The organism is Aquitalea sp. FJL05, from assembly GCF_003852595.1.
Classification (GTDB): Bacteria; Pseudomonadota; Gammaproteobacteria; order Burkholderiales; family Chromobacteriaceae; genus Aquitalea; species Aquitalea aquatilis.
Map to the genome: position 1 here is coordinate 1 of NZ_QAJS01000012.1, position 23757 is coordinate 23757.

Consider the following 23757-nt stretch of genomic DNA (forward strand, 5'->3'; position numbering starts at 1 on the left):
GTACTGTTGGCGCCGGCGTTGTTGCCAAAATCATCGCCTAATCGGAGCAGATAATATGCAAAGCCAGAAAATCCGCATCCGCCTGAAGGCCTTCGATTACAACCTGATCGATCGTTCCGCCCAGGAAATCGTTGAAACTGCCAAGCGTACTGGTGCTGTTGTTAAAGGCCCGGTTCCGCTGCCGACCAAAATCGAGCGTTTCAACGTACTGCGTTCCCCGCACGTGAACAAGACTTCCCGCGATCAGCTGGAAATCCGTACTCACCTGCGTCTGATGGACATCGTAGATCCGACCGACAAGACTGTTGATGCTCTGATGAAGCTCGACCTGCCGGCCGGTGTGGATGTGGAAATCAAGCTGCAGTAATTGCTGGAAACCTAGTAATTGTGAGCTAAGTGCTTGCGATTGCTAAATTTCTTGTGATACATTAGCGGACTCGCAATTTTGCGAGTCCGCTTTTGTTTTTGTATGCCGGTCAATCGTAATCGGCGCCTGCAAAAGGAAATAAACATGAGTTTAGGTCTTGTCGGTCGCAAAGTCGGCATGACCCGCATTTTTGCTGAAGACGGTGCATCCGTCCCGGTAACTGTGCTGGACATGTCTGCTAATCGCGTCACACAAATCAAAACCGCTGAAGTTGATGGCTATTCCGCCGTTCAAGTAACCTTCGGCACCCGTAAGGCAAACCGCGTTAATAAGGCGGCTGCCGGTCACTTTGCCAAGGCTGGCGTTGAGGCAGGTCTGGGTCTGAACGAATTCGTTCTGTCCGCAGAAGCCCTCTCCACCCTGAAGCCGGGTGATGCACTGTCCGTTGAAATCTTCGCCGTAGGCCAGCTGGTTGATGTAACCGGTACCTCCAAGGGTAAGGGTTTCTCCGGTGTGATCAAGCGTCACAACTTCTCTTCCAACCGTGCTTCCCATGGTAACTCGCGTTCGCATAACACGCCGGGTTCCATCGGTCAGGCTCAGGATCCGGGTCGTATTTTCCCGGGTAAGCGCATGGCTGGTCAGTACGGCAACGTCAAGAGCACTGTTCAGTGCCTGGAAGTTGTTCGTGTTGATGCCGAGCGTCAGCTGCTTCTGGTTAAGGGTGCCGTTCCTGGCGCCAAGAACGGCGACGTAGTCGTTCGTCCTAGCGTGAAGGCAGGTGCGTGATGGAATTGAAAGTAATCAATAGCCAAGGTCAGGCTGCTGGCAGCCTGCAGGCATCCGAGACTCTGTTCGGTCGCGAATACAACGAAGCGCTGGTTCACCAGGTTGTGACTGCATTCCTGGCGAATGCTCGCAGTGGTAACCGTGCCCAGCTGACTCGTGCCGAAGTACATCATTCCACCAAGAAGCCTTTCAAACAGAAGGGCACTGGTAATGCGCGTGCTGGTATGACCTCCACGCCGAACCGTCGTGGTGGTGGTCGTGCTTTCCCGAATAGCCCGGACGAGAATTTCTCGCAGAAGGTTAACCGCAAGATGTTCCGCGCTGGTATGGCAGCTATTCTGTCCCAGCTGGTTCGCGACGAACGTCTGGTTGTGGTTGATTCGCTGTCGGTTGAATCGCCGAAAACCAAGGAATTCGTAGGTGTGGTTAAGTCCATGGGTCTGGAACAGGCTCTGTTCATTACCCGTGAACTGGACGAAAACCTCTATCTGTCTTCGCGCAATCTGCCGAACGTGCTGGTGATCGAAGCACAACAAGCTGACCCGTACAGCCTGCTGCGTTTCAAGAAGATCGTCATCACTCGTGAGGCGGTGCAGCATCTGGAGGAGCAGTGGGCATGAATCAAGAACGTCTGTTGCAAGTAATTCTGGCCCCGGTTGTTTCCGAAAAGAGCACCATGGTTGCTGAGAAGCATCAGCAAGTTGTATTCCGTGTTGCTACCGATGCTACCAAGCCGGAGATCAAGGCTGCGGTTGAAATGCTGTTCAACGTGAAAGTTGAAGGCGTATCCACCGTTAACGTCAAGGGCAAAGTAAAACGCTTTGGCCGTACCTTTGGCCGTCGTAAAGACTGGAAAAAGGCTTACGTTAGCCTGGTTCAGGGTCAGGAAATCGATCTGACCGCCACCCCGGCCGCTGCGGAGTAAGGAGATAGAGCATGCCTATCGTTAAAGTAAAACCGACTTCCGCGGGTCGTCGTGCAGTTGTCAAGGTGGTTCACCCTGATCTGCATAAAGGCGCTCCGCACGCCGCTCTGGTAGAGAAAAAATCTTCCACTGCTGGCCGTAACAACAATGGCCGTATCACTACCCGTCACATGGGTGGTGGTCACAAGAAACATTACCGTCTGGTCGACTTCCGTCGCAACAAGGATGGCATCCCGGCAAAAGTGGAACGCATCGAATACGATCCGAACCGCACTGCCCACATTGCTCTCCTGTGCTACGCCGATGGCGAACGCCGCTACATCATCGCTCCGCGCGGTGTGAAGCCGGGTGCTGTTCTGCTGTCCGGTGCCGAGGCTCCGATCAAGGCTGGTAATACTCTGCCGATCCGCAACATCCCGGTGGGTACCACTATCCACTGCGTTGAGCTGCAACCTGGCAAGGGCGCCCAGATGGTTCGTTCCGCTGGTGGTTCCGCCATGCTGCTGGCCCGCGAAGGCGTTTACGCTCAGCTGCGTCTGCGTTCCGGCGAAATCCGCTTGGTGCATGTCGATTGCCGTGCGACTGTTGGCGAAGTGAGCAACGAAGAGCATTCCCTGCGCAAGCTGGGTAAGGCTGGTGCTAGTCGCTGGCGTGGTATTCGTCCGACCGTTCGCGGTACGGCGATGAACCCGGTCGATCACCCGCATGGTGGTGGTGAAGGCCGTACTGGTGAAGGCCGTGTGCCGGTTAGCCCATGGGGCACTCCGACTAAGGGCTTCCGTACCCGTCGCAACAAGCGTACCGACAATATGATCGTACGCCGTCGCTATTCTACTAAAGGGTAATTGACAATGGCACGTTCGCAGAAAAAAGGCCCGTTCGTTGATCTGCACCTTCTGAAGAAGGTCGACGCGGCGCGTGCAACCAGTGACAAACGTCCGATCAAAACCTGGTCGCGTCGTTCGACCGTCCTGCCGGACTTCATTGGTTTGACCATCGCGGTTCACAACGGTCGCACCCATGTGCCTGTTTATGTTTCCGAAAACATGGTCGGTCATAAACTGGGCGAATTCTCGCTGACTCGTACCTTCAAAGGCCACGCGGCCGATAAGAAGGCGAAGAAGAGATAAGGTGAAGCGATGAGAGTATCTGCAAATCTGAAAAGCGTCCGCCTGTCGGCACAAAAGTGCCGCCTGGTGGCCGATCTGATCCGCGGTCAATCCGTTGGTCAGGCTTTGAATATCCTGGCCTTCTCCCCGAAGAAGGGCGCGGTTATTGTGAAGAAAGTGCTGGAATCTGCCATCGCTAACGCCGAGCACAACGAAGGCGCTGATATTGACACCCTGCGTGTCACCAGCATCTTTGTTGACAAAGGCGCTAGTCTGAAGCGTTTCACTGCCCGTGCTAAGGGTCGTGGCAATCGCATCGAAAAGCAGACCTGCCACATCTCGTTGACCGTTGGCAATTAAGGGGTAAGAAATGGGTCAGAAGATTCATCCGACGGGATTCCGTCTTGCCGTTAACAAAAACTGGTCTTCCAAGTGGTTCGCCAATTCGAAGAATTTCCCGGAAATGCTGATGCAAGACCTGGAAGTCCGCGAATACCTGAAGAAGCGCCTGGGTCATGCGGCTGTTGGTCGTGTCACCATCGAGCGTCCGGCTAAGTCGGCACGCATTACCATTCACAGTGCCCGTCCGGGTGTGGTGATCGGTAAAAAAGGTGAGGACATCGAAGTTCTGAAGCGCGAACTGCAAGCTCGTCTGGGCGTGCCGGTTCACGTGAATATCGAAGAAGTTCGCAAGCCGGAACTGGACGCGCAAATCATCGCCGACGGTATCGCTTCGCAGCTGGAAAAGCGTGTGATGTTCCGTCGTGCCATGAAGCGTTCCATGCAGAACGCCATGCGCATGGGCGCTCAGGGCATCAAGATCATGTCCTCCGGCCGTCTGAACGGTATCGATATCGCTCGTAGCGAATGGTATCGCGAAGGCCGCGTGCCGCTGCATACCCTGCGTGCCGATGTTGACTACGCTACCTCTGAAGCCAAGACTACCTACGGTATCATCGGCATCAAGGTATGGGTTTACAAAGGTGAGCTGAAGCCGGGTCAAGTAGCGCCGGCTCCGGTTGCGACCGAGAAGAAAACGAGAAAGGGCCCACGCAATGCTGCAGCCAACTAGACTCAAGTACCGTAAACAGCATAAAGGCCGCAACACTGGTATCGCTACCCGTGGTAACAAGGTCAGCTTTGGTGATTTCGGTTTGAAGGCTGTTGGTCGTGGTCGTCTGACTGCACGTCAGATCGAAGCGGCCCGTCGTGCCATGACTCGTCACATCAAGCGTGGCGGTCGTATCTGGATCCGTATTTTCCCGGACAAACCGATTACTTCCAAGCCTGCTGAAGTACGTATGGGTGGGGGTAAGGGTTCTCCGGAATACTACGTGGCCGAAATCCAGCCTGGCAAGATGCTGTACGAAATGGACGGTGTTAACGAGGAACTCGCTCGTGAAGCTTTCCGTCTGGCCGCAGCCAAGTTGCCGATCGCCACTGTGTTTGTAACTAGACAGGTAGGTCAGTAATGAAAGCGTCCGAACTGAAAGCCAAAACTGTTGACGAGCTGAAAGTGGAACTGCTGAGCCTCCTGAAGGCCCAGTTTGCCCTGCGCATGCAGCACGCTACTCAGCAACTCGCCAAGACCTCTGAACTGAAGAAAGTGCGTCGCGATATCGCTCGTGTACGTACCGTTCTGAAAGAAAAGGCAGTTTAAGATGAGCGAAACCAAAGTTGTACGTACGCTGACCGGTACCGTCGTCAGCGACAAGATGGATAAGACTGTAACCGTTCTGGTCGAGCGCAAGGTTAAGCACCCGATCTACGGCAAAATTATCCGTCGTTCCAAGAAGTTCCACGCACACGACGAGAACAACGAGTTTAAGGCCGGTGACATCGTAGTAATCAGCGAGTCCCGTCCCCTCTCGAAGACCAAATCGTGGGTGGTAACTGCCCTGGTAGAGAAATCTCGCCAGGTATAAGACTTGCAAGGGACGAAAGTCCCTTGTATAATGGCCATCTTCTTATCCGTGTCGGATAGGAATTCCGCCCTTACGGGGTCCAAAACTGGCCGTTTGACACGCCACAGTCTTGCTGTGGCGTTTCGTCTGTTTGGTCTTGCTCTTATGCGAGAAACCGGCAGGTGAAAGTGACGGATAAAGTTGGATTAGAAAGGTAATCATCAAATGATCCAAATGCAGACCATGCTTGAGGTCGCTGACAATACCGGTGCGCGTCACGTTATGTGCATCAAGGTATTGGGCGGTTCCAAGCGTCGCTATGCAAGCGTTGGCGACATCATCAAGGTGAGCATCAAGGATGCTGCTCCGCGCGGTCGCGTCAAAAAAGGCGACGTGTACAACGCAGTAGTAGTACGCACCGCCAAGGGCGTGCGTCGTCCGGACGGCTCGTTGATCAAGTTTGATAGCAACGCTGCCGTTCTGCTCAACAACAAGCTTGAGCCGATTGGCACTCGCATCTTCGGGCCCGTGACGCGTGAACTGCGTACCGAGCGCTTCATGAAGATCGTGTCGCTTGCTCCTGAAGTGCTGTAAGGAGGTCGCATGCGCAAAATTCGTAAAGGTGATGAAGTCGTAGTAATCACCGGTAAAGACAAGGGTAAACGCGGCACCGTTCTGCGTGTTCTGGAAGAGAAACTGGTTGTTGAAGGTGTGAACATCGCCAAGAAACACCAGAAGCCGAATCCGGTACGTGGTGTTGCTGGTGGTATCGTCGAAAAGATCATGCCTGTTGACGCTTCCAACGTCGCTATTTTCAATCCGGCTAGCCAAAAGGCTGACCGCGTGGGCTTCAAGACTCTTGAAGACGGCCGCAAGGTACGCGTGTTCAAGTCCAACGGCGAAGTTATCGGCGCGTAAGGAAAAGCAAACATGGCACGTTTCTACGATTTCTACAAAGACAGCGTAGTGCCGGAACTGATGAAACAGTTCGGCTACAAGTCGATCATGGAAGTACCGCGCATCGAAAAGATCACCGTCAACATGGGTGTGGGCGAAGCTGTTGCCGATAAAAAGGTAATGGAATTTGCCGTGGGCGATATGGAAAAGATCGCCGGCCAGAAGCCGGTTGTCACCACCGCTCGCAAATCCATCGCTGGCTTCAAGATTCGCGATGACTATCCGGTCGGCTGCAAGGTAACCCTGCGCCGTGAACGCATGTACGAATTCCTGGACCGTCTGGTGACCATCGCGTTGCCGCGTGTCCGTGACTTCCGTGGTGTTTCCGCCAAGTCTTTCGACGGCCGCGGCAACTACAACATGGGCGTCAAGGAACAGATCATCTTCCCGGAAATCGAGTACGACAAGATCGATGCTCTGCGTGGTATGAACATTACTGTTACCACTACGGCGAAGACTGACGAAGAGGCCCGCGCACTGCTGGCCGCGTTCAAGTTCCCGTTCAAGGGTTAAGCACATGGCAAAACTTGCACTGATCAAGCGTGAAGAGAAGCGCGTTAAGGTGGCTGAAAAATTTGCCGCTAAGCGCGAAGCCCTCATCGCTACCATCAACAATCAAAGCCTCTCGGAAGAAGAACGCTTTGCCGCTCGCCTGCAACTGCAGCAGCTGCCGCGCAATGCTTCCCCGGTTCGCCAGCGTCGTCGCTGTGCTATCACCGGTCGTCCGCGTGGCGTGTTCCGTAAATTTGGTCTGGGTCGTAACAAACTCCGCGAAATCGCCATGAAGGGCGAAATTCCGGGTGTTGTTAAGGCCAGCTGGTAATAGGAGATACATAAATGAGCATGCACGATCCTATTTCCGATATGTTGACCCGCATCCGTAACGGCCAAATGGCTTCCAAGGTGGCTGTTGCAATGCCGTCTTCCAAGCTGAAAATTGCGCTGGCACAGGTGCTGAAAGAAGAAGGCTACATCGAAGATTTCGCCGTTGCCGGCGAAGCCAAGAAGCCTGTTCTTGATATCCAGCTCAAGTATTACGCTGGCCGTCCGGTGATCGAGCGCATTGACCGCGTTTCGCGTCCCGGCCTGCGCGTATACAAGGGCTCCACCGAAATCCCGAAGGTAATGAATGGTCTGGGTGTAGCGATTCTGTCTACTTCCAAGGGCATCATGACCGATCGTAAAGCACGCGCTGCCGGTATCGGCGGTGAGCTGCTCTGCGTCGTGGCGTAAGGGGGTCAAATGTCTCGCGTAGCTAAGAATCCGGTGGCCATTCCGGCCGGCGTCGAAGTAAAATTCGGTGCTGCAGAAGTGACTGTTAAGGGTGCCCTGGGCAGCCTGAGCACCGCTCTGTGCCAAGAGGTTGAAGTCAAGTTCGACAACAATGAACTGACTTTCGCCGCTAAAAACGACAGCAAGTTCGCACGTGCCATGTCTGGTACTCTGCGTGCTCTGCTGAACAATATGGTGATTGGTGTCTCCAAGGGCTTCGAGAAGAAGCTGCAGCTGGTAGGTGTGGGCTATCGTGCCCAGGCTCAAGGCGACATTCTGAACCTGTCTCTGGGTTTCTCTCACCCGGTAGCTCACCAGATGCCCGCTGGCATCCAAGCTGTGACACCGACTCAGACCGAGATCCTGATCAAGGGTGCTAACAAGCAACTCGTTGGCCAGATCGCTGCCGAAATCCGCGCATACCGCTCCCCGGAACCCTACAAGGGCAAGGGCGTTCGTTACGCTGATGAGGTTGTGGTTCTGAAAGAAACCAAGAAGAAGTAACTGAGGCACTGACATGGACAAGAAACAAGCTCGACTCCGCCGTGCACGTAAAACCCGTGCTCGGATTGCGGAGCTCAAGATGGTGCGTCTCACTGTTTACCGCACCAACAGCCACATTTATGCCCAGATCATTGATGAAACTGGCAGCAAGGTACTGGCAAGCGCTTCCACTCTGGAAGCCGAAGTACGCGCTGACGTTTCCAATGGTGGCAATGTGGCCGCTGCAGCCGTAGTCGGTAAGCGCATCGCTGAAAAAGCCAAGGCAGCCGGTATTTCGACCGTGGCATTTGACCGTTCCGGTTTCAAATACCATGGCCGTATGAAGGCTGTGGCAGACGCAGCCCGTGAACACGGTCTCGTATTCTAATTCGGAGTGAAGAATGGCTAAGCACGAAATGGAAGATCGTGGCGACGGTCTGGTCGAGAAGATGATCAGCGTCAACCGCGTCACCAAAGTGGTTAAGGGCGGCCGTATTATGGCTTTCTCCGCCTTGACCGTCGTTGGTGATGGCGATGGCGGCATCGGTATGGGCAAAGGTCGTTCCAAGGAAGTTCCGGTTGCCGTACAAAAGGCAATGGAACAGGCCCGCCGCAATCTGGTAAAGATCCCGCTGCGTAATGGTACCCTGCACCACACCGTATCGGGTAAGCACGGTGCTACTACCGTCTTTATCCAGCCGGCTAAAGAAGGTACTGGCGTTAAGGCCGGTGGCCCGATGCGTGCAATTTTTGACGCAATGGGTATTCACAATGTTTCGGCCAAGATTCATGGTTCCACCAACCCGTACAACGTGGTTCGTGCAACTCTGGACGGCCTGAGCAAGATTAGCACCGCCTCTCAGGTTGCCGCCAAGCGCGGTCTGACCGTTGACGAGATCCTGGGGGTTAATCATGAGTAACGCCAACACTGTAAAGGTAACTCTGGTAAAGAGCCTGATCGGTCGTCTGGAATCCCACAAGGCTTGCGCCCGTGGCCTGGGTCTGAAAAAGATCCGCCAGACTGTGGAAGTGCTCGATACCCCTGAAAACCGTGGCATGATCAACAAGATCAGCTACCTGCTCAAATTCGAGGGCTAAGAGATGCTGCTGAACACCATTCAACCCGGTGACGGCGCCAAGCATGCGAAGCGTCGTGTAGGTCGCGGTATTGGTAGCGGCCTGGGTAAGACTGCCGGTCGTGGCCATAAGGGTCAAAAGAGCCGTGCAGGTGGTTTCCACAAGGTCGGTTTTGAAGGCGGTCAAATGCCGCTGCAACGTCGCCTGCCGAAACGTGGCTTCAAGTCGCTGACGGCTCGCTTCAATGCAGAGGTTCGCCTGTCCGAACTGAACTTGCTGCCGGTCGATGAAATCGATCTGTTGTCGCTCAAGCAAGCTGGTCTGGTTGCTGCTCAGGCTCTGGTAGCCAAGGTGGTACTGTCCGGCAAGATCGAGCGTGCTGTTAAGCTGCGTGGTATTGCAGCGACTGCTGGCGCTCGCGCTGCTATCGAAGCTGCCGGCGGCAGTATTGAATAAGGCGCACTTACGTGTCGAATACTTCTCTAGTTGGAAATACCAATAAATTTGGTGATTTGAAGCGCCGTATCATGTTTTTGATCGGAGCTTTGATTGTTTACCGCATCGGCGCTCATATTCCGGTGCCTGGTATCAATCCTGCCGAACTAGCGAAGTTGTTCCACACGTCGCAGACGGGCCTGCTCGACATGTTCAACATGTTCTCGGGCGGTGCCCTCTCGAGATTTACGGTATTTGCCCTGGGCATCATGCCGTACATCTCTGCTTCCATCATTCTTCAGCTGGCTTCCGAGGTTCTGCCTAGTTTGAAGCAGCTGAAGAAGGAAGGCGACGCGGGACGTCGTAAGGTAACCCAGTACACACGTTATGCAACCGTATTGCTGGCCTCGTTTCAGAGTTTCAGTATCGCGGTAATGCTGTTTAAGCAGCCTAACCTGGTGGTGACTGCCCAGTGGGAGTTCTACCTGACAACCGTGGTAACCCTGGTTACCGGCACCATGTTCCTCATGTGGCTGGGTGAACAGATTACCGAACGCGGTATCGGCAACGGTATCTCGCTGATCATCTGTGCAGGTATTGCATCAGGTGTTCCGGCTGCCATTGGCAAGACGCTCACGCTGACCAGTCAAGGCTCGCTGCCCATCCTGTTTACCATCGTGCTGTTTGTTGGTGTTGCACTGATGACTTACGTTGTTGTGTTCGCAGAACGCGGTCAACGTAAAGTATTGGTCAACTACGCCAAGCGTCAGGTTGGTAATCGTGTCATGCAGGGCCAGAGCACGCACATGCCGCTCAAGCTCAACATGGCAGGGGTGATTCCGCCGATTTTTGCATCCAGCATCATTCTGTTTCCTGCCACCATTCTTGGCTGGCTGGGCAACAATGAAAGCCTGGGTTGGCTCAAGGGCGTAGCTGACAAGCTGCATCCCGGACAGCCCATCTATGTGCTGCTGTATGCAACGGCCATCATTTTCTTCTGTTATTTCTACACCGCTCTCGTTTTCAATCCGAAAGAGACGGCAGACAACTTGAAGAAAAGTGGTGCTTTCATCCCAGGTATCCGTCCAGGTGAGCAGACTTCGCGTTACATCGAGAAGATCATTCTGCGGCTGACACTTATCGGTGCGATCTACATTACGCTGGTTTGTCTGTTGCCGGAATTCCTCATCTTGAAGTGGAATGTACCGTTCTACTTCGGTGGTACATCACTGCTGATCATCGTGGTGGTCACCATGGATTTCATGGCTCAGGTTCAGTCCTACGTACTGTCGCATCAGTATGAGAGCTTGCTGAAGAAGGCTAACTTCAAAGGCAATGCCCTTACCCGCTGACACACGTGTTCTCGCTGGGTTATATGGCTAGGTAAGACACCATCCAGATGCAGGGTGAGATCAGGCAGGAGCACCTGGGTGCTGCTGCAGGATCAAACTTGAGAATGGACACGTAGTAATTGGGCGTAAGCAGTAATGACACAGATGTTCGCATCTGTGCCCTGGCTGTTTACAAGGTTACGGTGGAACTAATTCCATCCGATTTGACCTCTGCCCGTATCGTGTTCCGTGCGAAATAACGCACTCGCTCTTTTAGAGTAACGAAAGGAACTGACATGCGAGTACAGCCTTCGGTAAAGAAGATTTGCCGTAACTGCAAAATCATCCGTCGCAATCGCGTAGTTCGCGTGATCTGCACGGACCCGCGTCACAAGCAAAAGCAAGGCTAACATTTGTTAGACCTGACTTTGCGTGTTACAATCGCAAACTTTTCAAGGTCTTAAGGCTTAAGGAAAGAGTATGGCCCGTATTGCAGGGGTAAATATCCCCAATCATGCGCATGCCGTTATCGGCCTGCAGGCAATTTTCGGCATCGGTCAGACTCGCGCCCAGCAGATTTGTGTTGCTGCCAGCGTGAATCCCTCCACCAAGGTGAAGGATCTGACAGAAGCTGAGATGGAAACTCTGCGTGAAGCAGTGGCGAAGTTCACCGTTGAAGGTGATCTGCGTCGCGAAATCACCATGAGCATCAAGCGTCTGATGGACATGGGCTGCTATCGCGGTCTGCGTCATCGTCGTGGCCTGCCGTGTCGCGGTCAGCGCACTCGCACTAACGCTCGTACCCGCAAGGGACCGCGTAAGGCGATCGCCGGCAAGAAGTAACTAAAGGAACACAGAAATGGCTAAAGCAAACACAGCTGTCCGTGTACGTAAAAAAGTGCGCAAGTCTGTTAGCGAAGGTATCGTGCACGTGCACGCTTCGTTCAACAACACCATCATCACTATCACCGACCGTCAAGGCAATGCACTGTCTTGGGCTACCTCTGGCGGCGCTGGTTTTAAGGGCTCGCGCAAAAGTACACCCTTTGCTGCTCAGGTAGCAGCAGAGCACGCTGGTAAAGTTGCCCAAGAATACGGTGTGAAGAACCTCGAAGTTCGTATCAAGGGCCCGGGTCCGGGTCGTGAATCCGCTGTTCGCGCACTCAACGCGCTGGGTTTCAAGATCACCAGCATCTCCGACGTGACGCCGGTACCGCACAACGGTTGCCGTCCGCCCAAAAAACGTCGTATTTAATTCGGAGAGTGTGAGAACATGGCACGTTATATCGGCCCGAAATGTAAGCTCGCTCGTCGTGAAGGCACCGACCTTTTCCTGAAGAGCGCGCGTCGTGCACTGGATTCCAAGTGCAAACTGGACACCCCTCCTGGCCAGCATGGCGCTCGTAAGAGCCGCCTGTCTGACTACGGTGTCCAGCTGCGTGAAAAGCAGAAAATCCGCCGTATCTATGGCGTACTCGAGCGTCAGTTCCGCAACTACTTTGCGGAAGCTGTGCGTCGTAAAGGCTCCACTGGTGAAAACCTGCTGAAGCTGCTCGAGGCCCGTCTGGACAACGTTGTATATCGCATGGGCTTTGGCTCCACTCGTGCAGAAGCACGTCAGTTGGTAAGCCACAAGGCTATCGTTGTGAACGGCCAGGTAGTTAACATTCCGTCTTTCCAGGTTAAAGCTGGTGACGTTGTGTCTGTCCGCGAAAAGGCCAAGAAACAGGCCCGTATCGTAGAAGGTCTGGCTCTGGCTGAGCAAGGTGGTTTCCCTACTTGGGTGTCGGTTGACTCCAAGAAGATGGAAGGCGTCTTCAAATCTGCTCCGGAACGTTCCGAACTGTCTAGCGATATCAACGAACAACTCGTTGTGGAATTCTACTCCAAGTAATCGCTAGCTCTTAGGGAATGACTATGCAAAACAGCGCTTCGGAATTTTTGAAACCTCGTCTGATTGACGTGCAGCCGGTCTCCGCGACCCATGCACGCGTATCGATGGAGCCGTTCGAGCGTGGGTACGCCCATACTCTGGGAAACTCGCTGCGCCGCATTCTGCTGTCGTCGATGCCGGGCTTTGCTCCTACCGAAGTGACTATCGCTGGCGTTTTGCATGAGTATTCCGCACTTGATGGCGTGCGTGAGGATGTCGTAGACATCCTCCTCAACCTCAAGGGCGTAGTGCTTAAGCTGCATGGTCGTGACAGTGTTGTGCTGACCCTGAAAAAGGAAGGCGAAGGCGCTGTCTTGGCTGGCGATATCGAGTTGCCGCATGACGTGGAAGTGATCAATCCGGAACACGTGATTGCTCATCTCTCCGTTGGTGGCAAAATCGACATGGAGATCAAGGTCGAAAAAGGCCGTGGCTATCAGCCTGTGTCTGTTCGGTCCATGCATGAAGAAAACCGTTCCATCGGTACCATTCAACTGGATGCTTCCTTCTCGCCGGTTCGCCGTGTGAGCTTTGCAGTGGAAAGCGCCCGTGTTGAGCAACGTACCGACCTCGACCGCCTGGTTCTCGATATTGAGACCAATGGCGTCATCGAACCGGAACAGGCCGTGCGTAATGCTGCACGTATTCTGATGGATCAGCTGTCGATCTTTGCTGACCTCCAAGGCACAGCGGTTGAAGAAGTCGTTGAAAAGGCGCCGCCGATCGATCCGATCTTGCTGCGTCCGGTAGACGATCTTGAACTGACGGTTCGTTCGGCCAACTGCCTGAAGGCAGAGAACATTTACTACATCGGCGATCTGATCCAGCGTACTGAAACCGAGCTTCTGAAGACTCCGAACCTCGGTCGCAAGTCGCTGAACGAGATCAAAGAAGTTCTCGCTTCGAAGGGCCTGACTCTCGGCATGAAGCTCGAGAATTGGCCTCCGGCTGGTCTGGAAAAGCCGTAAGTTTGAGACTAAAGGACATTAACAATGCGTCATCGTTACAGTAATCGTAAACTGAACCGCACGACCAGCCATCGTCTGGCGATGCTGCGCAACATGGCGAATTCGCTGCTGAAGCACGAAGTTATCGTGACCACGCTGCCGAAAGCCAAGGAACTGCGTCGTGTGGCCGAGCCGCTGATTACGCTCGGCAAAAAGCCGTCTCTCGCCAACCGTCGTCTGGCGTTTGACCGCACTCGTGACCGCGATATCGTGGTTAAACTCTTCGACGAACTCGGCCCGCGCTTCTCCGCCCGCAATGGTGGTTATGTGCGTATCCTGAAGTACGGTTTCCGCAAGGGCGACAACGCCCCGATGGCTCTGGTAGAGCTGGTGGATCGTGCTGAAGATGCCGTCGCAGTCGTAGATGACTCCGCTGAGTAATTTTCAGTGAAGTTGTGAAAAAAGCCAGCGTAAGCTGGCTTTTTTCATTTCTGAGTCTGTTTCGCAGGCCAGAATCCCTTGTCGGGCAGCTCAAACCGGGCTGGTGGCCGGCCGATTTTCACACGAGACTAATCAAGTCTGATGTTTCGACCGCCGGGCATGACCGCTATGCTCTGTTATCTATTCAGAAGGTGTAGCGTGATTCTACAACTTCCACCGCAGCACCCAGTTCCAGTATCCCTTCACTGCGGGCGACAAGGTTGACTCCAAAGCAGATGCCTTCGGGCAGCTGGCGGGTGCGAATCAGCGTGTGCATTGGCTCGTTGTCGCTGGAGAATTCACCGGTTTGTGGATCGACTGTGGTCAACTGGCAGCGGGTACATGGCTTTGCCACATCAAACAGGATGTCGCCAATGCGAATGACGCTCCAGTCATCTTCTTCATAAGGCATGGCGCCATCGATAACCAGATTCGGGCGGAAGTGGCGCAGGCTGACCGCCTGAGGCAAGTCCTGATTCAAGGCATCCAGCGAAGCCTGATTGACTAGCAGATAGGGGTAGCCGTCAGCAAACGACATTGGCGTATTGCCAGATTGCAGGGTGCGGCGGGAGTGCATGCCGAGCCACAGCAATTTGCAAGGAATGCCCATGTACTGGCTAAACCAGCCATCCACATGACTGTCACCGTGCAGCGCGCTGAATTCATCCTTCCAAACTGCAGTGACAACCGGCCGGGTATAAACCTGGGTCATGGCCATCACAGCTGGCATGCCGGGTGCTTTAAGCAGCATGCCGCCCGGAATCAGATCCATTTCAATCAGCACCATGCGCGGAAATTCGCGCGCGGTAAGAAAGCGGCCTTCCGGTGTGACCAGCAGCCATTCGCGGTCGTGCAGCAAGCCTTGCTGGCTGGCATAGGCACGGCTATAGCTAATACCACGGGCCGATTTCATCGGATGCACGAACATCTGGCTCAGTTGCATGAAAACTCCGCTAAAAATGGTGGTTTGCCGCTCATGCTAGCATTGCTGGCCAGCTCTGGCACTGGTGTGATCCTGCAGAAAGCGCCATAAGCGCTCATCCTGGCTGTAGGCAACATTGAAGCGTAGCCAGTGGCTGGCTTCACCGTAGGGGCGGAACAGGTGCCCCGGTGCCAGCAGGATATCCTGTTTCAAGGCTTGCTCGGCCAACTGCATGGTATCAATGGGCTGTGGCGGCCTGGCGCACAGGAACAGGCCGTTGCTGGGGCGGGTAAACAATTGCCAGTCCAGTGCCAATAAGCGTTCGGCTGCAAGAAACTGTGCTTCGGCCAAGCGTGACTTCAGTTTTTCCACCTGTCGCCGGTAGCGGCCTTCGTTGAGCATTTCCAGCACCACTCGCTCATTCAGCTCCGGTGTGGTCAGGCCGGACATCATTTTGTAGCGCAGCAGCTTTTCCACACTATCCGCCGGGCAGGCAATAAAACCCACGCGCAAGCCTGGCGACAGCGTCTTGGAAAAACTGTCAATGTAGATGACACGACGCAGGCCATCCAGTGCGGCCAGCGTGGGTTGGCGGCCATGGGTGAAGTCCCCCGAAACATTGTCTTCCACCAGCAACAAATCGTATTGCTCGGCCAGCTTGAGCACCTGATGCGCCGTTTGTACCGAATAACTGGCACCGGTAGGATTTTGCAGCCAGGGATTGGTGAAGAAGGCGCGCGGTCGGTGAGTTTCGAGTAAGGCCTGCAAGGTGGGGATGTCAGGTCCTTGCTCGGTCCAGGGGACGCCCACCAGGTTGAAGCCGCGAAATGCCAGGCAGGACATGAGATTGCAATAGCCGGGATCGTCTACCAGTATGGTATCGCCGGGGCGTAGCAGCGCGCAGGCCACCATATCCAGCGCTTTGCTGGCTCCCTGTGTCAACAGGATGTCGTCCCCCTGTACTGGTACACCTTTTTCTGCCAGTTGCTGTGCCAGCTGCCGGCGTAGCACCGGATAGCCTTTGGGGTCGCCATAGCGCAGATTCATATCACCATGCCGCGCCAGTGCACGCAGGGCTTTCTGTTGCGCTTCGATGTCATACCAGGCGGAGGGCAGCCAGCCACAACCGGCCTGCAATGCCTGTTCTGAATGCTCGTATACATTGCGCAGCAGCCAGTGCTCATCGATGGGCAAGTCTTCCAGACGCGCTGCCTGGCGCAGCGTACCGCTGCGTTGGCGCACTTCCACGTAAAAGCCCGAACCCGGACGCGAACGCAGATAGCCCTGTGACAACAGGCGGTCGTAGGCTTCAACCACGGTAAACGGGCTGACACCATTATCCGTGGCGAAGCGGCGTATCGAGGGAATGCGCGTGCCGGGCCGCCAGTGACCGGCATCGATGGCATGGCTAATGGCGCTGACAATGGCGTCGACCAGGGTCTGGCCGGCTTGTGGACTGATGCTCAGGCTGGTCATGGTTGCTTTCCACGGGAGGCAAGCAGGCAGCTAACCGCTGTGCTTGCTGAACTGTACTGGTGAATTTACCGATACGGTCATGACAAATATCTGCATAACTGTACCTGTAATTGTATTGGTGTGATGACTAAATTGTCAGACATCAGGCAGAGACGACTGCCGTCAGGAGGAAGAACACATGACCGAACTCAATATGGATGCATTCTGGATGCCGTTTACGGCTAACCGCCATTTCAAGAGCGCACCGCGCATGCTGGTGAGCGCTGATGGCATGTACTACAAGGACGACGCTGGCCGCGAGATCATGGACGGCTGTGCCGGCCTGTGGTGTGTGAATGCTGGTCACAATCGCAAGCCCATCGTCGAAGCCATCCAGAAGCAGATTGCCACCCTGGACTATGCGCCGCCCTTCCAGATTGGCCATCCCAAGGCCTTCGAGGCAGCGGAAAAGCTGGCGGCCATGGCGCCCCAGGGTCTGTCCAAGGTGTTCTATGTCAACTCCGGTTCCGAAGCTGCCGACACCGCGTTGAAGATGGCGGTGGCCTATCACCGCGTGCGGGGCGATGCCGCAAGGGTCAAGCTGATCGGTCGCGAACGTGGTTATCACGGTGTCAACTTCGGCGGTATTTCGGTGGGCGGCATTGCCGGCAACCGCAAGCTGTTCCCGGTGGCCTTGCCGACGGTAGATCACCTGCGCAGCACCCATGACCTGGCCCGCAATGCCTTTACCCGTGGTGAGCCGGAATTCGGTGCCGAATTCGCCGATGAGCTGGACGCCCGCATTACCACCCTGCACGACCCGTCCACCATCGCGGCAGTGATTGTCGAGCCGATGGCCGGCTCCACCGGCGTGCTGATTCCGCCGAAGGGCTATCTCAAGCGCCTGCGCCAGATCTGCGACAAATACGGCATTTTGCTGATTTTTGATGAAGTGATTACCGGTTTTGGCCGATTGGGTGCGGATTGGGCTGCCAACAAATTCGATGTGCTGCCCGACATCATCACCTGCGCCAAGGGCCTGTCCAATGGCGTGGTGCCGATGGGCGCGCTGCTGGTCAAGCCGGAAATTCACGATGCCTTCATGGCGGCTGCCGCCGACCGTGCCATCGAGTTCCCGCATGGTTATACCTATTCGGCACACCCGCTGGCCTGCGCTGCCTCGATTGCCACGCTGGACTTGTACCAGGAAGAGGGCTTGTTCCAGCGCGCCGCCGCCTTGTCCGGCCTGTTCGAAACCAAGGCGCACCAGCTTAAGAGCGTGAAAAACGTCAAGGACATCCGTAACCTGGGCCTGGTCGCCGGCATCGAACTGGACAGCCGTCCGGGTGCGCCGGGTGCGCGTGGCTTCGATGTCTTCCTCAAGTGCTGGGAAGCCGGCGTACTGGTGCGCTTTACCGGCGACATCATCGCCGTCTCGCCGCCGCTGATCATCAGCGAAGCCGAAATCGACCGCTTGTTTGCCGTGATTGGCGACGCTATCCAGGCCACGGCCTGAACGTATACCTCCAGAAAGACCGGACAGGATTCAAGATGAAAACCATTGCACATTTTATTGGCGGCGAACTGTATCAGGGCCAAAGCGGCCGTGTGGCCGATGTTTACAATCCGGCACTGGGCGAAGTGGTGGCGCAGGTCGGTCTGGCCAGTGTGGATGAAGTGAATGCGGCGGTCGCCAACGCCCGTCGCGCTTTCCCTGCCTGGGCTGAAACCTCGCCACTGAAGCGTTCGCGAGTGATGTTCAAGTTCAAGGAGTTGCTGGAAGCCAATCAGCGCAAGCTGGCCGAAATCATCTCCGCCGAACACGGCAAGGTGGTGTCGGACGCACTGGGTGAAGTCACCCGTGGTCTGGAAGTGGTGGAGTTTGCTTGTGGTATTCCGCAGCTGCTCAAGGGTGAGTTCACCGAGCAGGTGGGCAGCGGTATCGACAGCCACTCCATGCGCCAGCCGCTGGGGGTGGTGGCCGGTATCACGCCGTTCAACTTCCCGGCCATGGTGCCGCTGTGGATGCTGCCGGTAGCCATTGCCTGCGGTAACTGCTTCATCCTGAAACCGTCGGAGCGCGATCCGTCTGCCGCCCTGTTCCTGGCGGATCTGCTGCAGCAAGCCGGCTTGCCGGATGGTGTGTTCAATGTGGTGCATGGTGACAAGCTGGCCGTGGATACACTGTTGACCCACCCGGATGTGTCCGCCATCAGCTTTGTTGGCTCCACGCCGATTGCCCAGTACATCTATGAAACCGGTGCTCGCCACGGCAAGCGTGTGCAGGCGCTGGGTGGTGCCAAGAATCATATGGTGGTGATGCCGGATGCCGATCTGGATGGCACGGTGGAAGCACTGATGGGCGCTGGCTACGGCTCTGCCGGCGAACGCTGCATGGCCATTTCCGTTGCGGTGGCGGTGGGCGATGTAGCCGATCAACTGGTCGAGCGCCTGAAGGCGCGTGCCGCCACGCTGAAAATTGGCGTGGGGGCCGATGCCGCCGCCGAGATGGGCCCGCTGGTTACCCGTCAACATCGCGACAAGGTCAAAGGCTATGTCGACCAAGGTGTGGCCGAAGGCGCAACATTGTTGCTGGATGGGCGTGATTACCAGCACCCGGGGCATGAGAACGGTTTCTTCCTCGGCCCCTGCCTGTTTGATCACGTCACCCCTGACATGACCATCTACAAGGAAGAAATTTTCGGGCCGGTATTGTCGGTGGTACGGGTGCCGGATTTTGACAGTGCGGTCAATCTGATCAACGCCCACCCCTATGCTAATGGCACGGCCATCTTTACCCGCTCCGGCGGTGCGGCGCGCGAATTTTCCCACCGCATCCAGGTGGGCATGGTCGGCGTGAATGTGCCGATTCCGGTACCGATGGCCTTCCACAGCTTTGGTGGCTGGAAAGCCTCGCTGTTTGGCGACCACCACATGCACGGTCCGGAAGGGGTGCGTTTCTACACCCGCATGAAGACCATCACCAGCCGCTGGCCGGAAAAGCTGACTGCCGAATTCGTGATGCCCACCATGAAATAAGGACGACCCAGAGGCGGAGCCTGCGGGCTACCCATCTCTTTTGACCCGGCCCGAGGCCGGGTTTTTTTATGTCTGGTGTGGTCGCCCTGGTGGTAGAAAAAACCGGATTTGATGAAATTGAGGATGTATTCTGAAAGATGCTCTTCTAATTTGAAATATATCCATGGGTAAACCCCTGTGGCGAGTGGCCTGCATCGCGGTAGAATGACGTCGTACTGATATTTAGAGCAGTTGCTTGCTAGAAACACTGCCAACGGGACCAGAGAGAAAACCATGAAAACAAATACCGGAATGAGCTTGCGCGCTCGCCTGATCGCCTGGCTATTGCTGGTGGCCTTGCTGATCTGTGCCTTGAGCGGGTTGGCGCTATACAACCAGCGCAATGCCATGTTGCAGGACAGACAGGACAAGACGCGCAATCTGACGGAAAGCGCGCTGGGCGTCATCAGCAGTTATGAAGCGCTGGAAGCCAGTGGCAAGCTGAGTGAGGCGCAGGCCAAGCAGATGGCGGCCACCACCTTGATGGCCAGTCATTACGACAAGAAAGAATATTTCTTCGGCTACGACCAGAACTGGAACTACGTCATCCACGGTGCCAAGGCCGCCATGCTGGGCAAGAATGTCCAGGGGCTGAAGACGCCGACCGGTGTCGATCTGGGGCAGTTGTTCATCGATACGGTCAGCAAGGGCAATGGCCAGGGTTTTGCTGAATATGTGTGGGACAAGCCCGGCTTTGATCAACCCCAGCCGAAGATTTCCTACCTGATGACCAGCGCGCGCTGGCATTGGGTGATTGGTACCGGCATTTACCTGGATGATGTCCGTGCCGCCTTCATGCAGCAGCTGTGGCTGACGCTGCTGGAGGTTGGCGTCATTCTGCTGTTGTTGCTGATTGCCGGGGTGTTCCTGATGCGCAGCATCCTGGGACAGCTGGGGGCCGATCCTGGCGATACCATGCGCGTGGTGCGCCGTATTGCCGATGGCCATCTGGATACCGTGGTGCCCTTGCAAGCCGGTGACAAGAGCAGCGTGATGGCCGCCGTGGCCGACATGCAGCAGCACCTGAAGCAACTGGTGCGTGAGATTGCTGACGAGGCTGGTCGCCTGTCGCAGATGAGCTCCGATGTGGCGCGCCGCTCCGATGCCGTGGTCAGTGGCTCTGACCAGCAAAGTGAGGCTGCTGCGGCCATGGCGGCTTCGATCGAACAGCTCACGGTCAGCATCAATCATATTTCCAGCCATGCCCAGGATGCGCGCAATCTGTCGCAAGAGTCAGGCCGCTTGTCGCGGGAGGGTGGCGAAGTGATTTCCAGCGCGGTGAGTGAAATGCACCGCATCAATGAATCGGTGGATCAGGCGGCGGTCACGATTGCCGATCTGGCCAGCAAGACCCAGACCATTTCCAGCATCATGCAGGTGATCAAGGATATTGCCGACCAGACCAATCTGCTGGCGCTCAATGCGGCCATCGAAGCAGCACGCGCCGGAGAGATGGGCCGTGGCTTTGCCGTGGTGGCCGACGAGGTGCGCAAGCTGTCCGAGCGTACTGGCCAGGCGACTCAGGAAATCGCCGGCATGATCCAGGAAATCCAGACCAGCTCGGACCAGTCGCGTGCTTGTATGGAAGAGGCGGTAGGACGAGTGAAAACCGGTTTGCAACTGGCGGTGCAGGGGGGCGAGGCCATCTCGCATATTCGCGACAGCGCCACCGGGGTGGTGGATGTGGTGAACGAAATTTCCCATGCGCTGAAAGAGCAGGGCAGTGCCAGTACCGAAATTGCCCAGCAGGTGGAACTGATTGCCCGCAGCGCCAGCAGCAATGCTGCCGAATCCGCTGGCACTTCGCAGGAAGTGCAGGCCATGCACACCCTGGCGGATGATCTGCGGCAGCTGGTCTCCCGCTTCCATGTCTGAGTCTGGTGATCCAAACAGAAAAGCCCTCGCAGGAGGGCTTTTTCTATGATGCCGCCTGCTCGGGCGGGCGGCTGCTTTGCCGCCGCTGCCAGGCCCCCAGGCCGATGGCCAGCAGTAGCAGGGCGATGCAGCTGCCGATCACCGGCTGGTTGCCGCGCTGCATATAGGGAGTGAGGCCCTGATAATCCTGCACCATGCCTTCCAGTACCTGCTGGGTAAAGGGTGCGGCCACGCTGGCGATCTCGCCATCCGGGCGGATGATAGCGGTCATGCCGGTATTGGTGGCACGCAGCATGAAGCGGCCGGTTTCCAGCGCCCGCGCCTGGGACAGCTGCAGATGCTGGCTCATCGCCACGCTTTTGCCGAACCAGGCCAGATTGCTGACATTGGCCAGTATGCCGGCCTGTGCCGCCGGGCCGATCAGCTCTTCACCAAAGCTGTCTTCATAGCAGATATTGAAGGCGATCTTGTGGCCGGCCAGCAGTAGCGGAGCCTGGTTGGCACCGCCGCGGCTGAAGCCGGACAGTGGCATGTTCATGTACTGGTAAATCCAGCCGATCAGCGCCGGCAGCGGAATGAATTCGCCAAAAGGCACCAGATGGTCCTTGGCGTAATAGGGCTGGGCGGTGTCAGTGAGGGTGACCACCGCGTTCAGGTAGCCCCGGCCGTCGTTGGTGCGGCGTGGGATACCGGTGGCGAGTGCCATGTTCTTGCGGCGGGCATCGCCGGCGATCATGGTGAGATAGCCGGAAGGCAGGTCGTCCAGGAATACCGGCAGTGCGGTTTCGGGCAGGATCATCACCTCGGCCTGCGTGCTGGCCACCTGCTGGTAATAAATCTTCAGGGTTTCCTCGAAGGTAGCCGGGTCCCATTTGATGGCCTGGGCAATATCACCCTGGGCCAGTGCCACCCGGTAGGGCTTGCCCGTCGGGGTGGTCCAGTTGATGGATTGCAGCCAGAAACCACCACTCCACAGCAGGGTGATGCCGACCACGGCGGCCATGCGTTGCAGGCGGTTGCCACTGGCGACCAAGACCAGTGCGCCGGCGGTAAGCGCCACCAGATAGCTGGCCAGGTGGACGCCACCAATGGGAATGAAGCCGGACAGCGGGCTTTCCGTTACCTGCGAATAGCCGATGGCCCCCCAGGGAAAGCCGGTCATCACCCAGCTGCGCAGCCATTCGCCCAGCTCCCACAGCGCGGGGAAGGCGAGCAGCCAGCGCACCCAGGGCCGCTGATCGATGCGCGTGGTCAACCAGCAGGCAAGGCCTGGCCAGATGGCCAGATAGGCGGGCAGCAGCAGCACCAGCGGCGCGGCCAGCAGCGCGGGCAGGCCGGCGACATCGTGCAGGCTGTGGTAGATCCAGTTGAAGTTGCTGGTGTAGGCCGCCACGCCCCAGACATAGCCTGTGCGGAAGGCGAGCTGCGGGTTGCGTTGCACCAGTTGTGCCAGCGCCGCCAGCGACAGCGGCAGCAGACCGTACAGGCGGTACGGCGCAAAGCCGTACAGGGTCAGGGTGCCGGCGAGGGCGGCGGCAATCAGCACAAACAGGGTGCGCATGTCAGTCGTGGCTGCTATCGGTGGTATTGGGGTGCAGACGTTCCACCAGCAGGGTCTGCAGGCGGCGGCTGTCGGCACGCAATACGGTGAAGCGCAGCGAGCCGGATTCCACGGTTTCACCACGCTTGGGCAGGTGGCCGATCAGCGAAATCACCAGGCCGCCTACGGTATCGACGTCGTCGTCGGCATAGTCGGTGGCGAAGTATTCGTTGAAGTCGGCCACTTCGGTGAGGGCGTTCACGCGGTAACGCTGGTCGCGCACCGGTACGATATTGTTGTCGTCTTCTTCGAAGTCGTATTCGTCTTCGATATCGCCGACGATCTGTTCGATCACATCCTCAATGGTCACCAGACCGGACACGCCGCCGTATTCGTCCACCACGATGGCCATGTGGTTGCGGTTGGAGCGGAATTCGCGCAGCAGCACGTCCAGCGGCTTGGATTCCGGCACGAACACGCCGGCGCGCAGCGTGGCGCGCAGATCGAAGGTTTTGGGCGCATGGAAGTAATGCAGCAGATCCTTGGCCAGCAGAATGCCCAGCACGTCGTCCTTGTTGTCGCCGATGACCGGAAAGCGCGAGTGACCGGTGCGCAGCACATCCGGCAGCAGGCGCTCGATGGGGTCGTCGATACGGATGACGTCCATCTGGCTGCGCGGAATCATCACGTCGCGAGCGGTCAGGTCACTGACTTCCAGCACGCCTTCGATCATGGCCAGCGCTTCAGCGTCCAGCAGATTGCGTTCAAAGGCGGAGTGCAACAGGGTAATCAGCTCCTCGCGGTCTTCCGGTTCGCGCAGGAGCATGGCGGACAAGCGTTCCAACAGGCTGGGCTTGTGTTTACTGGGGTCTTCCATG

General features: G+C 56.4%; 35 protein-coding genes. 31 read left to right on the forward strand and 4 right to left on the reverse strand.

Translation table 11 applies throughout. From position 1 onward, the window contains the following. Positions 1-55 precede the first annotated feature (55 nt). The 28 genes from rpsJ (at position 56) to rplQ (ending at position 13970) form a co-directional block, all read left to right on the forward strand. A complete protein-coding gene (gene rpsJ, locus DBR44_RS11260; protein WP_017507377.1) occupies positions 56-367 on the forward strand; it encodes a 30S ribosomal protein S10 in 312 nt (103 codons plus the stop codon). A gap of 144 nt (positions 368-511) precedes the next feature. After that, positions 512-1156: a 50S ribosomal protein L3 gene (gene rplC / locus DBR44_RS11265; protein WP_103522831.1), complete on the forward strand. Its 645-nt coding sequence runs from the start codon at positions 512-514 to the stop codon at positions 1154-1156. Beyond that, complete coding sequence (rplD, locus tag DBR44_RS11270) at positions 1156-1776, forward strand: 50S ribosomal protein L4 (protein ID WP_059287127.1); 621 nt, start codon at positions 1156-1158, stop codon at positions 1774-1776. Before rplC ends, rplD begins: the two co-directional genes overlap by 1 nt. After that, on the forward strand, positions 1767-2081 hold the full coding sequence (gene rplW / locus DBR44_RS11275) for a 50S ribosomal protein L23 (RefSeq protein ID WP_197077176.1): 315 nt from the start codon (positions 1767-1769) through the stop codon (positions 2079-2081). Before rplD ends, rplW begins: the two co-directional genes overlap by 10 nt. Before the next feature lie 11 nt (positions 2082-2092). Then, entirely contained in the window at positions 2093-2926 is an 834-nt protein-coding gene (gene rplB / locus DBR44_RS11280; protein WP_124644160.1) for a 50S ribosomal protein L2, read from the forward strand. 6 nt (positions 2927-2932) lie between these two features. After that, positions 2933-3211 carry a 30S ribosomal protein S19 gene (gene rpsS, locus DBR44_RS11285; RefSeq protein WP_008955640.1) on the forward strand — a complete coding sequence of 93 codons (279 nt, stop codon included), beginning with the start codon at positions 2933-2935 and terminating at the stop codon, positions 3209-3211. Between the two features lie 9 nt (positions 3212-3220). Then, positions 3221-3550, forward strand: a complete 330-nt coding sequence (gene rplV / locus DBR44_RS11290) for a 50S ribosomal protein L22 (protein ID WP_045846869.1) — start codon at positions 3221-3223, stop codon at positions 3548-3550. 10 nt (positions 3551-3560) lie between these two features. Then, complete coding sequence (gene rpsC / locus DBR44_RS11295) at positions 3561-4262, forward strand: 30S ribosomal protein S3 (protein WP_045846870.1); 702 nt, start codon at positions 3561-3563, stop codon at positions 4260-4262. Continuing rightward, positions 4246-4662 carry a 50S ribosomal protein L16 gene (gene rplP / locus DBR44_RS11300; RefSeq protein ID WP_045846871.1) on the forward strand — a complete coding sequence of 139 codons (417 nt, stop codon included), beginning with the start codon at positions 4246-4248 and terminating at the stop codon, positions 4660-4662. Before rpsC ends, rplP begins: the two co-directional genes overlap by 17 nt. Then, a complete protein-coding gene (rpmC, locus tag DBR44_RS11305; protein WP_021478360.1) occupies positions 4662-4850 on the forward strand; it encodes a 50S ribosomal protein L29 in 189 nt (62 codons plus the stop codon). Before rplP ends, rpmC begins: the two co-directional genes overlap by 1 nt. Position 4851: 1 nt before the next feature. Next, positions 4852-5115: a 30S ribosomal protein S17 gene (rpsQ, locus tag DBR44_RS11310; RefSeq protein ID WP_045846872.1), complete on the forward strand. Its 264-nt coding sequence runs from the start codon at positions 4852-4854 to the stop codon at positions 5113-5115. A 204-nt stretch (positions 5116-5319) separates the two neighbouring features. Further along, the gene (gene rplN / locus DBR44_RS11315; RefSeq protein ID WP_043579386.1) at positions 5320-5688 is read left to right on the forward strand and encodes a 50S ribosomal protein L14; all 369 of its coding nucleotides are present in this window, start codon (positions 5320-5322) and stop codon (positions 5686-5688) included. A 9-nt stretch (positions 5689-5697) separates the two neighbouring features. Then, positions 5698-6012: a 50S ribosomal protein L24 gene (rplX, locus tag DBR44_RS11320; protein ID WP_059287129.1), complete on the forward strand. Its 315-nt coding sequence runs from the start codon at positions 5698-5700 to the stop codon at positions 6010-6012. A 12-nt stretch (positions 6013-6024) separates the two neighbouring features. Then, positions 6025-6564 (forward strand): 50S ribosomal protein L5, encoded by a 540-nt coding sequence (rplE, locus tag DBR44_RS11325; protein WP_045846874.1) that lies wholly within the window; start codon positions 6025-6027, stop codon positions 6562-6564. Positions 6565-6568: 4 nt separating this feature from the next. Then, entirely contained in the window at positions 6569-6874 is a 306-nt protein-coding gene (gene rpsN, locus DBR44_RS11330) for a 30S ribosomal protein S14 (RefSeq protein ID WP_045846875.1), read from the forward strand. Positions 6875-6888: 14 nt separating this feature from the next. After that, the gene (gene rpsH / locus DBR44_RS11335) at positions 6889-7284 is read left to right on the forward strand and encodes a 30S ribosomal protein S8 (protein ID WP_059287130.1); all 396 of its coding nucleotides are present in this window, start codon (positions 6889-6891) and stop codon (positions 7282-7284) included. 9 nt (positions 7285-7293) lie between these two features. Continuing rightward, complete coding sequence (gene rplF, locus DBR44_RS11340; RefSeq protein ID WP_124644161.1) at positions 7294-7827, forward strand: 50S ribosomal protein L6; 534 nt, start codon at positions 7294-7296, stop codon at positions 7825-7827. A 13-nt stretch (positions 7828-7840) separates the two neighbouring features. Continuing rightward, the gene (rplR, locus tag DBR44_RS11345; protein WP_045846878.1) at positions 7841-8194 is read left to right on the forward strand and encodes a 50S ribosomal protein L18; all 354 of its coding nucleotides are present in this window, start codon (positions 7841-7843) and stop codon (positions 8192-8194) included. 13 nt (positions 8195-8207) lie between these two features. Then, positions 8208-8726: a 30S ribosomal protein S5 gene (gene rpsE, locus DBR44_RS11350; protein WP_059284788.1), complete on the forward strand. Its 519-nt coding sequence runs from the start codon at positions 8208-8210 to the stop codon at positions 8724-8726. Further along, positions 8719-8904 (forward strand): 50S ribosomal protein L30, encoded by a 186-nt coding sequence (gene rpmD / locus DBR44_RS11355; RefSeq protein ID WP_059284787.1) that lies wholly within the window; start codon positions 8719-8721, stop codon positions 8902-8904. Before rpsE ends, rpmD begins: the two co-directional genes overlap by 8 nt. 3 nt (positions 8905-8907) lie before the next feature. Further along, complete coding sequence (gene rplO / locus DBR44_RS11360; protein WP_124644162.1) at positions 8908-9339, forward strand: 50S ribosomal protein L15; 432 nt, start codon at positions 8908-8910, stop codon at positions 9337-9339. 11 nt (positions 9340-9350) lie between these two features. Next, positions 9351-10670: a preprotein translocase subunit SecY gene (secY, locus tag DBR44_RS11365; RefSeq protein WP_124644163.1), complete on the forward strand. Its 1320-nt coding sequence runs from the start codon at positions 9351-9353 to the stop codon at positions 10668-10670. Between the two features lie 275 nt (positions 10671-10945). Further along, a complete protein-coding gene (gene rpmJ, locus DBR44_RS11375; RefSeq protein ID WP_011137711.1) occupies positions 10946-11059 on the forward strand; it encodes a 50S ribosomal protein L36 in 114 nt (37 codons plus the stop codon). Positions 11060-11129: 70 nt separating this feature from the next. Continuing rightward, entirely contained in the window at positions 11130-11492 is a 363-nt protein-coding gene (gene rpsM, locus DBR44_RS11380; protein ID WP_103522827.1) for a 30S ribosomal protein S13, read from the forward strand. 16 nt (positions 11493-11508) lie between these two features. Beyond that, a complete protein-coding gene (gene rpsK / locus DBR44_RS11385; protein ID WP_008955659.1) occupies positions 11509-11904 on the forward strand; it encodes a 30S ribosomal protein S11 in 396 nt (131 codons plus the stop codon). Between the two features lie 18 nt (positions 11905-11922). Then, positions 11923-12543 carry a 30S ribosomal protein S4 gene (rpsD, locus tag DBR44_RS11390; RefSeq protein ID WP_059284783.1) on the forward strand — a complete coding sequence of 207 codons (621 nt, stop codon included), beginning with the start codon at positions 11923-11925 and terminating at the stop codon, positions 12541-12543. A 23-nt stretch (positions 12544-12566) separates the two neighbouring features. After that, a complete protein-coding gene (gene rpoA / locus DBR44_RS11395) occupies positions 12567-13550 on the forward strand; it encodes a DNA-directed RNA polymerase subunit alpha (protein ID WP_059284782.1) in 984 nt (327 codons plus the stop codon). 24 nt (positions 13551-13574) lie between these two features. Further along, complete coding sequence (gene rplQ, locus DBR44_RS11400) at positions 13575-13970, forward strand: 50S ribosomal protein L17 (RefSeq protein ID WP_103522826.1); 396 nt, start codon at positions 13575-13577, stop codon at positions 13968-13970. 184 nt (positions 13971-14154) lie between these two features. On the opposite strand, the gene DBR44_RS11405 is transcribed toward rplQ, so the two are convergent. Together DBR44_RS11405 and DBR44_RS11410 are read right to left on the reverse strand one after the other, a co-directional pair. Next, positions 14155-14952, reverse strand: coding sequence for an MOSC domain-containing protein (locus DBR44_RS11405; RefSeq protein WP_124644164.1), 798 nt, complete (start codon positions 14950-14952; stop codon positions 14155-14157). A gap of 36 nt (positions 14953-14988) precedes the next feature. Beyond that, complete coding sequence (locus DBR44_RS11410; RefSeq protein ID WP_124644165.1) at positions 14989-16407, reverse strand: PLP-dependent aminotransferase family protein; 1419 nt, start codon at positions 16405-16407, stop codon at positions 14989-14991. 178 nt (positions 16408-16585) lie between these two features. On the opposite strand from DBR44_RS11410, the gene DBR44_RS11415 reads away from it, so the two are divergent. The 3 genes from DBR44_RS11415 (at position 16586) to DBR44_RS11425 (ending at position 21339) form a co-directional block, all read left to right on the forward strand. Continuing rightward, positions 16586-17902: an aspartate aminotransferase family protein gene (locus tag DBR44_RS11415; protein ID WP_124644166.1), complete on the forward strand. Its 1317-nt coding sequence runs from the start codon at positions 16586-16588 to the stop codon at positions 17900-17902. Positions 17903-17937: 35 nt separating this feature from the next. Next, the gene (locus tag DBR44_RS11420; protein WP_124644167.1) at positions 17938-19425 is read left to right on the forward strand and encodes a CoA-acylating methylmalonate-semialdehyde dehydrogenase; all 1488 of its coding nucleotides are present in this window, start codon (positions 17938-17940) and stop codon (positions 19423-19425) included. Positions 19426-19698: 273 nt separating this feature from the next. Then, positions 19699-21339 (forward strand): methyl-accepting chemotaxis protein, encoded by a 1641-nt coding sequence (locus tag DBR44_RS11425; RefSeq protein WP_124644168.1) that lies wholly within the window; start codon positions 19699-19701, stop codon positions 21337-21339. Positions 21340-21382: 43 nt separating this feature from the next. On the opposite strand, the gene lnt is transcribed toward DBR44_RS11425, so the two are convergent. Further along, on the reverse strand, positions 21383-22900 hold the full coding sequence (lnt, locus tag DBR44_RS11430; RefSeq protein WP_124644169.1) for an apolipoprotein N-acyltransferase: 1518 nt from the start codon (positions 22898-22900) through the stop codon (positions 21383-21385). 1 nt (position 22901) lies between these two features. Beyond that, positions 22902-23756, reverse strand: coding sequence for an HlyC/CorC family transporter (locus DBR44_RS11435; protein WP_124644170.1), 855 nt, complete (start codon positions 23754-23756; stop codon positions 22902-22904). Position 23757: the final 1 nt, after the last annotated feature.